The sequence below is a fragment of the Bacillus sp. 9.4 genome, from assembly GCF_055486415.1.
This window is the reverse complement of the sequence record NZ_JBVFMU010000011.1, coordinates 1-13,840: the sequence shown is the minus strand read 5'-3', so window position 1 is coordinate 13,840 and position 13,840 is coordinate 1. Positions and strand designations below refer to the sequence as shown.

2 protein-coding genes and 1 pseudogene are annotated in these 13,840 nt (G+C 45.2%); all 3 read left to right on the top strand.

Annotated features, from left to right (window positions below; all coding sequences use genetic code 11):
• Positions 1-3,626: pseudogene (ppsA, locus tag ACZ07B_RS22070) on the top strand (plipastatin non-ribosomal peptide synthetase PpsA); the annotation flags it as partial.
• A 24-nt stretch (positions 3,627-3,650) separates the two neighbouring features.
• The gene (gene ppsB / locus ACZ07B_RS22065) at positions 3,651-11,330 is read left to right on the top strand and encodes a plipastatin non-ribosomal peptide synthetase PpsB (protein ID WP_464877679.1); all 7,680 of its coding nucleotides are present in this window, start codon (positions 3,651-3,653) and stop codon (positions 11,328-11,330) included.
• Positions 11,331-11,346: 16 nt separating this feature from the next.
• Positions 11,347-13,840, top strand: a 2,494-nt coding sequence (locus tag ACZ07B_RS22060; RefSeq protein ID WP_464877678.1) for a non-ribosomal peptide synthetase, incomplete at its 3' end; no start/stop codon positions are given.

Genomic DNA, 13,840 nt, shown 5'->3' with positions numbered 1-13,840 from the left:
CATTGGAAGCCTTTGAGCACCAAGATTACCCGTTCGAAGAGCTTGTTGATAAGCTTGAATTGACACGGGATATGAGCCGGAACCCAGTGTTTGATGCGATGTTTATCCTTCAAAATGTGGAAAAACAAGACATAGATCTGAGAGAAATAAAAGTCCGGCCTGCCAATTTCGCACATCACATTTCTTTATTTGATATCACATTAATAGCTACGGAAATAAGTGGATCTATTTGCTGCGAAATGGAATTTAGTACAGAAGTATTCCTGAAAGCTACGATTGAACGCTGGGCCGATCATTTTACCGAATTTCTGCATGCGGCACTTTCAACCCCTGAAACAAGCCTTGCACAAATAAACATACTTAGTGATAAAGAAAAACAAAAAATAGTCTTTGGATTTAACAAAACTCAGGTTGAATTTGCTCAAAAAGATGTTCCTTTTCATCGCATATTTGAAGCGAAAGCTGAAGAAATTCCAGAACATATAGCTGTTATTGATAACGAAACAGAGATTAGCTATCGCCTTCTAAATGAAAGAGCCAATCGGCTGGCACGAACATTGCAAAACAGAAAAGGACCGAAGCCAACTGTGGCTGTTTTAGCCAAGCGGTCCATCGATGCAATTGTTGGAGTTCTGGCAGTGATGAAAGCTGGCGGAGTGTATATCCCAATCGATTCACATTATCCAAAAGCTCGTATTGAATACATTCTTCGTGATAGCGGGGCAGATATTCTTCTTTTACAGAGAGAGTTGAAGCATTTGATTTCGAACTCGCCTGAATCTGAGATGTCTCACATCTTCCTTGACGATGAGGGCTCTTATGAAGAAAGTAACTGCAACCTTAACTTATCTCCTGCTCCTGAAGAGCCGGTATATATCATTTATACGTCAGGAACGACGGGTGCGCCTAAAGGTGTTATTGTCACCTATCGGAACTTTACTCATGCTGCTCTTGCTTGGCGTCAAATATATGAGCTGGATCGGAAGCCTGTCAGACTGCTTCAAATCGCGAGCTTTTCATTCGATGTCTTCTCAGGAGATTTGGCGAGAACATTGACCAACGGCGGGACTCTAATCGTTTGCCCAGATGAAACACGGCTGGAACCTGCTGAAATATATAAAATCATGAACTCTCAGAGAATCACGGTGATGGAGTCGACACCGGCTCTCATTATCCCGGTGATGGAGTATGTATACCGTAACCAGTTCAAGCTTCATGACTTAGACATACTGATTCTTGGTTCCGACATGGTGAAAGCTCAAGATTTCAAAACATTGACAGATCGCTTTGGCCAAAGCATGCGCATCATTAATAGCTATGGTGTCACAGAGGCAACCATTGATTCGAGCTTCTATGAAACTAGTGTGGGTGGAGAGTGTACGGGAGATAACGTGCCAATCGGCAGCCCGCTGCCGAATGTACACATGTACGTACTCAGCCAGACTGATCAAATTCAGCCGATCGGTGTTGCCGGCGAGCTGTGCATCGGCGGGGCAGGTGTTGCGAAAGGCTATCATCATAAACCTGACTTAACGCAAATGAAATTTACAGAAAATCCATTTGTCTCTGGAGAAAGGCTGTACAGAACCGGTGATCGAGCATGCTGGCTTCCAAACGGAACGATCCGGCTTCTTGGCCGAATGGATTATCAAGTGAAGATAAATGGATACAGAATTGAAACAGAAGAAATTGAAAGTGTTCTGCTTCAAACGGGGCTTGTCAGAGAAGCTGCTGTTGCCATTCAGCATGATAAGAATGGACAGGCTGGTTTGGCAGCATATATTGTGCCTTCAGACGTCAATACGAATGCTCTCCGTGCTGCTTTAACAAAGGAGCTGCCAGCGTATATGATTCCTGCACATCTGATTCCTTTAGAAAACATGCCGCTAACCCTAAACGGAAAGCTGGACAGAAATGCCTTGCCGGCTCCAAATAATGTGTTATCGCGTCCATATACCGCACCAGTTAACGACATACAAAAAACGATGGCGTATATATGGGAAGATGTACTGAGCATGTCACGAGTCGGCATTCACGATTCCTTTTTTGAGCTTGGCGGAGACTCAATTAAAGCATTACAAGTAGCAGCACGTCTGGCAGCTGAAGGCTGGAGCATGACAATACGCGACTTATTCCGTTATTCAACGATTCAGGAACTATGCGGACATATCACATCATTGGCATCTCAAGCAGACCAGGGACCTGCGGAAGGTGAAGCTGAACTCACCCCGATTCAGCGAAGATTTTTCGGACAGGTACATGCTTTTCACTATCATTACAACCAGTCCGTCATGCTTTTAAGTGAAAAAGGATTCAATGCTAACGCGCTTCATCTAGCGCTGCGTAAAATAACCGAGCATCATGATGCCATTCGCATGATTTTCCAACGTGACCAAAACGGCCATGTCATTCAGTTTAATCGCGGAATCAATCACAAGGATCATGAACTGTTTGGCCTTTATATTTCAGATTGGACAAAAGCATCGCTGGAAAGGACTCACCTTGATGAAAAACTTGCCGCTGAGGAAACCGTCATTCAAAGCAAAATGAATGTAGAAAAAGGGCCTTTGCTGCAAGCAAGTTTGTTTAAAACGGCAGAAGGGGATCATTTGCTGATTGCATTTCATCATCTTGTGATAGATGGCGTTTCTTGGAGAATTCTGCTTGAAGATTTAGCTGCAGCATATCAACAGGCTTTAGAAAAGAAAGAAATCCAATTACCGCCAAAAACGGATTCTTATTTATCCTACGCCGATGGTCTTACCCAAATAGCTGAAAGTAAACAATTGCTTTCAGAGAAACCGTATTGGCAAACGATTTTAGACGCTCACACTGCTTTTCTTCCTAAGGACATAGAAAATGTGCCGGACAGACTCCAAATGAACAGCGACGCAGCTGCGTTTGTACTATCCGGGGACTGGACTGAAAAATTGCTGTTTGAAACCCAGCAAGCCTATGGTACTGATGCCAACGAACTTTTGCTTACGGCTTTAGGAATGGCGCTTTCTGAATGGACAGGGCATGACCAAATCGTGATCAGCACTGAGGGACACGGCAGAGAAGGGCATGTGCCAAACATTGATATTTCAAGGACCGTTGGATGGTTTACCTCCATTTATCCTATTTTGCTAGACATGGGTATTCCCGAGCCTTTCGAGGATCAGCTCGCATACCGAATTAAGACGACAAAAGATATGCTGAGAAGAGTACCGAACAAAGGAACTGGATACGGATTGTTAACACACATAGGAGAACTGCGGCATAAAGAGCCTGAGGTCAGCTTTAATTATCTCGGTCAATTTAGCGAAGAGAAGGAAGCTGAAACGTTTCAATTATCATATTACAAGCCCCGTTACGAAATAGCGGGTGAAAGAGAACGAGAGTATGAGCTGGACATCAACGCTCTCATTACGGACGGACGGCTTCAAGTAAAAGCGGTATACACCCAGGTGTTCAGCAAACACTCAATTGAGTGCTTTATGGATCGTTTTCACAAGCATCTTATCGAGACGATTGAGCATTGTTCGCAGAAAAAAGCACGCGAAAAAACATTGAGCGATTTCAGCAATAAAGAATTAACGTTGTCTGCATTATCTAGCATCGAAGATCTCGTGAAAGATCTTTAACTTTTGAAAAGGTGTGTGGAATTGATGGCACAATCGGCACAAATTCAAGATATTTATCCGTTATCGCACATGCAGGAAGGAATGCTGTTTCATTCACTAATGGATTTCAGCTCGAAAGCATATATCGAACAGACCTCGTTTACGATCACAGGGAATCTATGCGTCGACTCGTTTCAAAAGAGCTTAAACCTTCTTGTTTCTAGATATGATATTTTCAGAACGATTTTCATTAAAGAAGTACCAGATCTTACAGGTCCGCAGCAGGTAGTCTTATCAAACCGGGAATTGACAGTATATAGAGAAGATATTTCTCGCCTGGCTGATCAAGAACAGCAGACGCTGATTGATGCTTTTATGACTAAGGATCGGGAAAAAGGATTTGATTTGCAAAAAGATCCTTTAATGCGTCTTGCCCTTTTTGATAGAGGAGACAGCCAATATACATGTGTCTGGACACATCACCATATCATCATGGATGGGTGGTGTCTCGGCATTATTCTTAAAGAGTTTTTCAGCATGTATGATTCGCTCAAAAATAACTCACCTGTACAGCTTGGCAGCACGGTGCCGTACAGCCGTTATATTGAATGGCTCGGAGAACAAGATCAAGAAGAGACTGCTGCCTACTGGAGCGAATATTTGAAGGAGTACGGCAATACTGTTTCTATTCCCCGAATAAAGCGCCGCACGGCAGACGGGAATTATAAAGCCGACCAGGTCAGCTTTTCATTAGCGTCGGATATGGTTGAGAAACTGACAGAGGCTGCCCAAAACTGGGGAGTGACATTAAACACGCTGTTTATGAGTATTTGGGGCGTGCTGCTCCATCGATATAATGCTGCAGATGATGCCGTTTTTGGCTCCGTCATTTCGGGACGCCCGTCAGCGATTGACGGGATTGAATCAATGGTCGGCTTGTTTATCAATACTGTTCCAGTGCGAATCCGATCTGCGGAAGGCATAACGTTTTCTTCGCTGGTCAAAGCCGTGCAGGAGGATATTTTATCATCTGAACAGCATGGGTATTATCCGCTTTATGAGATTCAAAACCATAGTCCATTGAAGCAAGGGTTGATCGATCATATTTTTGTTTTTGAAAATTACCCTGTACAGCTTCATCAGGCATTAAGCGTGGAGAGTGAAAATGACGAAGGCGCTCTGAAACTGAGTGACATTTCAATGTCGGAACAAACCAATTACGACTTTAATATCGTTATCGTTCCGGGAGAATCATTTTATATCAAATTCAGCTACAACGCAGACGTTTACGAGCGGGAGGAGATGCTGAGGATTCAGGGGCATCTAAAGCAAGCACTGGATTGCATTTTGACAAATCCCGATGTTGCCGTCAGTGACATCAATATCGTGCCGCCGGAGGAGCAACAGGTTATCCAATTGTTTAACGAAACTGAGCGTCCTTATGTGAACAAAACGATACCCCAATTGTTCGAGGAACAAGCTCACAAAACACCTGAAGCTGCTGCATTGAAAATGGGAAACGAATGCTGGACCTATCGCCAGTTACAAGTAAGAGCCAATCAGATTGCGCACGCTCTGATAGAAAAAGGCGTTGGATCTGGAGATATCGTTGCTGTAATGATGGGCCGGTCAATGGAAATGCCTGCAGCTTTGCTTGGGATTTGGAAAGCGGGATGTGCTTATATGCCGCTTGATCCACATTTTCCAGCAGAACGTCTTTCTTTCCTGCTGAAGGACAGTCAAGCGGCTCAATTGCTGATAGAAGAAGACCTTATTTCCTTGATCCCTCCGTCCTATGAAGGAAATACGATAACGATAGAACATACAGAAAGTTACCAAACAGATCCAAATATGCCGCCAGGTGATCTAGCCTACTTGATCTATACGTCGGGAACGACGGGGCGCCCTAAAGGGGTTTTAGTAGATCATCACGGTATTGCCAATACATTGCAATGGAGACGAGAAGAGTATGGCATGACCGAACAGGATATATCCCTCCATTTGTTTTCGTACGTGTTTGACGGCTGTGTAACGAGCTTATTTACCCCGCTTTTATCCGGTGCGTGCGTACTGCTGACAACAGATGACGAAGCGAAGGATGTGCTGGCCCTTAAGCGAAAAATAGCCCGTTATAAGGTCAGCCACATGATCATTGTTCCTTCCCTGTACCGGGTGTTATTGGAAGTGATGACTGCTGACGATGCAAAAAGTCTTCGTATTGTGACATTTGCGGGTGAAGCGGTCACGCCTGATCTGCTTGAGTTGAGTCAAATGATTTGTCCTTCTGCTGAACTGGCAAATGAATACGGGCCCACAGAAAACAGTGTGGCAACAACAATATTGCGGCATCTGAATGAAAAAGAGAGGATCACGATCGGACACCCGATCAGAAACACAAAAGTATTTGTTTTGCACGGAAATCAAATGCAGCCGATCGGCGCGGCGGGTGAACTGTGTATTTCCGGCGCGGGTCTTGCGAGAGGATACTACAAACAGCAAGAGCTGACACAGAAAGCATTCTCCGATCATCCATTCCTTGAAGGGGAGCGTTTATACCGAACAGGTGATGCAGGCCGCTTTTTGCCTGATGGAACGATTGAATATATTGGACGTTTTGATGATCAAGTAAAAATTAGGGGTTACCGTATTGAACTGAGAGAGATTGAAACAGTTCTTCGACAAGCACCGGGGGTAAAGGAAGCCGCGGTACTGGCCCGTGATGTTTCTGCTGAGGAAAAGGAGCTCGTTGCTTATATCGTTCCAGAAAAGGGAAACAGCCTCCCAGATTTGTATCAGCATCTTGTCGGGACATTGCCGTCCTATATGATCCCAGCAAGTATTATCAACATCAGCAGGATGCCATTAACATCCAGCGGCAAGCTTGACAGGTTTGCGCTTCCTGAACCAGAAAACAATACGAGTGTCACATATATGGCGCCCCGAACCTTAATCGAAGCTGATCTCGCACATATTTGGGAAGATGTGCTGAATAAACAGCACATCGGCATTCGTGATGATTTCTTTCAGTTAGGCGGACAGTCCTTAAAAGCGGCCGCACTAGTATCAAGAATACATAAAAAGCTTAATGTCGAGCTGCCGCTCAGTGAGGTGTTTTCATATCCGACGGTTGAAAGCATGGCGGGCAAATTGATGAGCTTAAAAGAACACGCTTTTACACAGATTGAACCTGCGGATCAAAGAGATGTCTATCCGCTGTCTTTCTCGCAAAAACGATTATATGCTCTTCATCAGCTGGCAGATGACAGCACAGGCTACAACATGCCAGCTGTACTTGAATTACGCGGTAATCTGAATCGCCAGCGGTTGAGAAGCGTTCTCACAGAACTAGTGAATCGGCATGAAGCATTACGGACTGTTTTTGTGCTTGACAGAGACGAGCCTGTGCAGATCATTTATCCAGAGATAGCTTTTGATCTAAAAGAGCTTGAAATGGAATCAGAACAAATGCTTGAGTCTGCAATCGAGACCTTTATCAAACCGTTTGATCTATCATCCGGTCCGCTTTTTAGAGCATGTGTCATTACAATGGGCAATAATCGCGGCTTTTTGCTGCTCGATATGCACCATATTATTGCCGACGGTGTCTCGATGAGCACTCTTGTCCAAGAATTTACTGACTTATATTGCGGAAAAGAGTTGCCAGCTTTAAACCTGCATTATAAGGATTTTGCTGTTTGGCAGCAAGAGAAGTACCCGAAAGAGCTATACAAAAAACAGGAGGCCTACTGGCTCGGTCAGCTTGGCGGGAGTCTTCCTACACTAGAATTACCGCTTGATAAAACAAGGCCGCGTCTCCCTGATTTAAGCGGTGGAACAATTGAAGTCAACATTGATAAAGACATGACTGATGAGCTGCACCGTTTAATGGCTGAAACGGGAACAACATTGTATATGATTCTTCTGGCTGTCTATTCTATTTTGTTATCTAAGCTAAGCGGGCAAGAGGATATTGTTGTCGGTTCGCCTGCTGCCGGAAGACCGCACGCCGATCTGGAGCGCGTCATCGGGATGTTCGTCAATACATTGGCGATGCGCAGCAAGCCCGAGGGCCACAAAACGTTCAGCTCCTATTTGCAGGACATTCGCCACTTGGCTCTGACCGCTTATGAGCATCAGGATTATCCTTTTGAGGAGCTGGCAGATAAGGTCGATACAAATCGAGAGGTAAATCGCAACCCGCTGTTCGATGCGATGCTTGTGCTTCAAAGCAGTGAAGATTTCCGGTTCGAAGTGCCTGGTCTGTCGATTTCGTCTGTCACTCCTAAACATGATATATCCAAATTCGATTTAACATTACACGCTGAGGAGCATCCGAGTGGAATACGCTGCCGTTTTGAATACAGCACTGCTCTTTTTGAAGAAGAAACCATTACGCAGTGGGCATCCTATTTTATTGAATTGGTGAAAGGGGTAACGGCGGATACCGAGATGAGAATTTCGGACATGCAATTGCTTCCTGCTGCAGAGCGTAGGTTGCTCCTTGAAAAAATGGGGCAGTATGCGGCTTATCCGAGAAATGAAAACATAGTAAGCTTATTTGAAAAGCAAGCCGCTCAGTATCCGGAGCATATCGCAGTGGTGTGCGGCCATTCTCAGCTTACGTATCGAGACCTGAATGAAAAAGCCGAGCGGGCAGCTGCTATGCTGATCAAACAAGGGGTCAGATCTGGCGATATCGTCGGTCTGATGCTCGATCGGTCACCTGATATGATCATTGGCATTTTATCGATTTTAAAAGCTGGAGGGGCCTATTTGCCGATTGATCCTGAATATCCCAAGGAGCGTATCAGCTTTATGCTCAATGACAGCGGAGCAAAACTGCTGCTGACAGAGCGCGGTCAAAACAAACCTGCAGACTACATCGGGCAAATTTTGTATATCGATGAATGTGAAAACGACTCAATTCCGGCTGATGTAAACATTCAAGAAATAGTAACGGATCAGCCCGCATACGTGATATACACATCTGGAACGACTGGTCAGCCAAAGGGAGTCATTGTCGAGCACCGCAATGTGATCAGTCTCTTGAAGCATCAAAACCTGCCTTTTGAATTTAACCATGAAGACATCTGGACGTTATTTCATTCTTATTGCTTTGATTTCTCTGTATGGGAGATGTTCGGTGCGTTATTGAACGGAGGTACATTAGTCGTGGTCTCTAAAGAAACAGCCCGTGACCCCTATGCATTCCGTTTATTGTTAAAAAAAGAGCGCGTCACTGTACTCAATCAGACCCCGACTGCTTTTTACGGCTTGATGCTTGAAGATCAAAATCATACAGATCATTTAAGCATCCGCTACGTGATTTTTGGCGGCGAAGCCTTACAGCCCGGATTGCTTCAAAGCTGGAATGAAAAATATCCTCACACCGATTTGATTAATATGTACGGTATTACAGAAACAACGGTCCATGTAACATTCAAAAAATTGTCCGCAACAGACATTGCAAAAAATAAAAGTAATATCGGCCGGCCGCTTTCTACTCTGCAGGCTCATGTGATGGATACCCATATGAACCTGCAGCCGACCGGAGTTCCAGGGGAGCTGTATATAGGCGGTGAAGGTGTGGCACGGGGATATCTCAACAGAGATGAGCTGACCGCTGACCGTTTTGTATCCAATCCTTATCTTCCGGGAGACAGATTATACCGAACAGGAGATCTTGCTAAGCGCCTGTCAAATGGCGAGCTGGAATACTTAGGCCGCATTGATGAGCAGGTGAAAGTCAGAGGGCACCGTATTGAGTTAGGCGAAATCCAAGCGGCGCTTCTTCAGTATCCAATGATTAAAGAGGCGGCTGTCATTACCAGAGCAGACGAGCAAGGGCAAACAGCTATATATGCTTACATGGTGATAAAAGATCAACAGGCTGCGAATATATCAGACATCCGGGCTTACCTAAAAAACGCCTTGCCTGACTTTATGCTGCCTGCCCGTATGATACAAATTGACAGCATCCCGGTGACTGTTAATGGAAAGCTCGATCAGAAAGCCCTGCCAGAACCTGAAAAACACGCTTATACAGCTGATGATATCAATCCTAGAAATGAGATTGAAACGGTGATGGCTGAAATTTGGGAGGAGCTTCTTAATGTGAAAGAGCTGGGTGTAAGCGCCAATTTCTTTGAGCTTGGCGGAGACTCTATTAAAGCGCTGCAGGTTTGTGCCAGACTGAAGCAGCGCGGATTTGAAACGACAGTACGTGAGATGTTTGAACATCAGACTCTTGGTGAACTGTCCGCCCGGGTTCGAAAAGACGTACGCGCCATTGACCAAGGCCCGGTCGAAGGCGAGATTACTTGGACACCTATCCAGCAGTGGTTTTTCTCGCAATCTCTGGAAAGCCATCATTTTAACCAGTCCGTTATGATCTACCGGGCTGAACGATTTGATGAGGCTGCGCTTAGAAAAGTACTAAAAAGCCTTGTGACTCATCATGATGCACTGAGAATCGTATGCCGGCATGAAGATGGCAGGCAGGTGCAGATAAACAGAGGGATAGATCTTTCAGATGAGGAGCTATATGCACTTGAACTGTTTGATGTAAAGGATAGACTAACAGAAGCACGGAACACGATTGAGGAAGCAGCCAGCCGGATGCAAGAGCATATTCGTTTGGAAACCGGCCCCTTGCTTCACGCTGGATTGTTTAGAACCGAGAATGGTGACCATTTATTTCTGACGATTCATCACTTAGTTGTTGATGCGGTTTCCTGGCGAATTTTGTTCGAGGATTTTTCAGCTGCTTACAAACAGGCAATCTCAGGAGAATCTATTAAACTGCCGCAAAAAACAGATTCATATTTAACGTATTCACAAAGAATAGCTGATTACTCTAAAAGCCGCCAGGTGCAGCGCGAAGCAGCGTACTGGGATGAGTGCGAGAACCGTCACATCCAGCCTGTTCCAAAAGACAATGACGCAGCATCTAACATATTCAAAGATACAGAAGTGATTGATTTTGAACTATCTCGCCATCACACAGAATTACTATTAACGGCTGCACATAAAGCTTACAGCACGGAGATGAATGATATCCTTCTGACAGCTTTAGGTCTTGCTTTGCAGAAATGGACGGGAAATAACCAATTTAAAATCAGCATGGAGGGCCATGGAAGGGAATCATATTTTGAGGACATCGATATTAGCAGAACTGTTGGCTGGTTCACCTCAATTTATCCTGTGTGGCTTGATATGAGAGATTCCGATCATAAGGACAAAGAAGAGCGGCTGGGCCACCTTATTAAACAGACAAAAGATATGCTGCACCGTATACCGCATAAAGGCGCGGGCTACGGCGTGCTGAAATATATCAGCAAAAGATGGGGCTCTCAGAAAAACAGCCCAGAAATCAGCTTTAATTATTTAGGCCAGTTTGATCAGGATATTCAATCAAATGCCTTTGAGGTGTCTGACATCAAGCCAGGAAATGAGATCAGCCCGAACTGGGAGCGTCCTTATGCACTGGATATCAGCGGCGCCGTTTCTTCGGGGTGCCTGAACATGCACATCATCTATAACAGGGTTCAATTTGAGGAAAAAACAATCCAAACATTTTCAAGGCATTTTAAACAGACTCTGGAAAATATCATTGAGCATTGTACCGGCAAAGAAAACCAAGAGTGGAGCGCATCTGATTTCACTGATGAAGACTTAACGCTTGATGAATTGAGTGAGATCATGGGAGCCGTCAACAAACTATAGGAGAGGAGATTCACTGATGCCGCAGCAACCTGAAATACAGGATATATACCCTTTGTCATTTATGCAGGAAGGGATGCTTTTTCACTCATTGTATGATGAACAGTCGAGAGCTTATTTTGAACAGGCTTCTTTTACAATCAATGGACAGCTCGACTTGGAGCGTTTCCAGAAAAGTATGGATGCTGTTTTTGACAGGTACGATATCTTTCGAACAGCATTCATCTATAAAAATGTAGCCAAGCCTCGTCAAGTCGTGCTCAAGCAACGTCCTTGCCCTGTTCATGTTGAAGATATTTCTCATCTCAATGAAAAAGATAAAGAACATTGTACAGAGGCATTCAAAGAGCAGGATAAATCCAAAGGCTTTGATCTCCAAACGGATGTGCTGATGAGAATATCTATTTTAAAATGGGCGCCTGATCATTATGTCTGTATCTGGAGCCACCATCATATTTTAATGGATGGCTGGTGTTTAGGCATCGTCATTAAAGACTTTCTCCATATTTATCAAGCGCTTGGAAAAGGGCAGTTTCCTGATTTGTCTCCCGTACAGCCGTACGGGACGTATATTAAATGGCTGATGCAGCAAGACCGGGAAGAAGCAGCTGAGTATTGGAAAAAGAGGCTTCAGCATTTCGAACAAGCTTCGCCTCTGCCTAAAAGAACAGATCAAATGTCGGATGGGACATTACAACAGATCACGTTTACCATTCCTGAAAAAGAAACCTCCGAATTACAGAAAATCGCTGCAGCATGTGGTGCGACACTTAACACTGTTTTCCAAGCTTTATGGGGAATCATGCTCCAAAAGTTCAATCGCCGCGACGATGCTGTGTTCGGATCAGTTATATCAGGCAGACCTTCTGAGCTAAAAGATGTGGAAAACATGGTCGGACTTTTTATCAATACCATTCCTATTCGAGTCCAAAGTGATTTTCTGTCTTTTTCTGACCTAGTCAGCAGAATGCAAAAGGACATGACTGAGGCAGAAGCTTATAGTTACTTTCCCTTATATGATATTCAGGCGCAGAGCGCTCTTAAACAAGAGCTGATCGATCATATTATCGTCTTTGAAAATACACCTACTCAACAAGAGATTGAAGAGCTGAATCAAGCTGGATCATTTGATTTCTCCGTGAAAGATTTTGAGATGGAAGAGATAACTAATTATAGATGCAGTGTCAAAGTGATCCCAGGGCGTACTTTGTACGTTCGGATTCATTTTCATACAGGCACTTATCAACCAAATATGATGTCCGAAATAAAAGATTATTTACAGCACATGATCTCTGACGTCATCTCTGATCCATCTCTTCCTGTGTCAAAGATGACATTGCTAGATGAGGACAAAACACGGAAAATCGTTTCTCAAAATAACAGGACAGTATCTGTTTCACCTGAAGCCCCAACCCTGCATGGGCTGTTTGAGCGACAGGCGGCAGTCACACCGGAGCGGCCAGCGATTCGCTTTTCCGGCGGTTTGCTGACGTACGCTGAGCTTGACTTGTATGCCAGTCGGCTGGCTGCGCACCTTGCGGCACGCGGCGTCACAAACGAAAGTATCGTCGGTGTCCTGTCTGAGCGGTCACCTGACATGCTGATCGCTGTCCTTGCTGTATTGAAGGCCGGAGGGGCGTATTTGCCGCTTGATCCTGCGTATCCAAAGGAGCGGCTGAGCTACATGCTGAAAGACAGCGGGGCATCGCTCTTGCTGACACAGCCGGGATGCTCCGCACCAAACTTTTCTGGCGAAATGCTTGAAGTGGACATGACATCTCTTGCGAGCGAAAAAGCAGAAAACCATGAGTTTACTCCAGCTGACGGCGGTTCACTCGCCTATGTCATCTATACATCGGGCTCTACCGGGCAGCCGAAAGGAGTGGCCGTTGAGCACCGTCAGGCTGTTTCTTTTCTGACCGGCATGCAGCACCAGTTTCCGCTTTCGGAAGATGACATTGTCATGGTGAAAACCTCTTTTTCCTTTGATGCGTCTGTCTGGCAGCTGTTTTGGTGGTCGCTTTCCGGCGCTTCGGCTTATCTGCTTCCGCCCGGCTGGGAGAAAGATCCGGCATTGATCGTAAAAGCCATTCATCAGGAAAACGTGACAACGGCTCATTTTATTCCGGCTATGCTGAACAGCTTTCTAGATCAAGCGGAAATGTTAGCGCTCGGTGACGGGACAAACCTAAAGCGTGTATTCGCCGGAGGTGAACCGCTTGCGCCGCGTACGGCAGCCCGTTTTGCTTCTATCTTGCCACAGGTATCATTAATCCATGGTTACGGGCCGACAGAAGCAACGGTAGACGCGGCATTTTACGTGTTGGACCCAGAACGGGACAGGGACCGTTTGCGGATTCCGATTGGGAAGCCCGTACCCGGTGCGCGTTTGTATGTTTTAGATCCACATTTAGCCGTACAGCCTTCTGGTGTCGCCGGCGAACTGTACATTGCCGGAGCGGGTGTTGCCAGAGGTTATTTGAATCGGCCGGCATTAACGGAGGAGCGTTTTC

Bases quoted from the DNA above. Each gene is read 5' to 3' on its own strand.
- ppsB (WP_464877679.1), top strand. From the start codon at position 3,651: ATGGCACAATCGGCACAAATTCAAGATATTTATCCGTTATCGCACATG.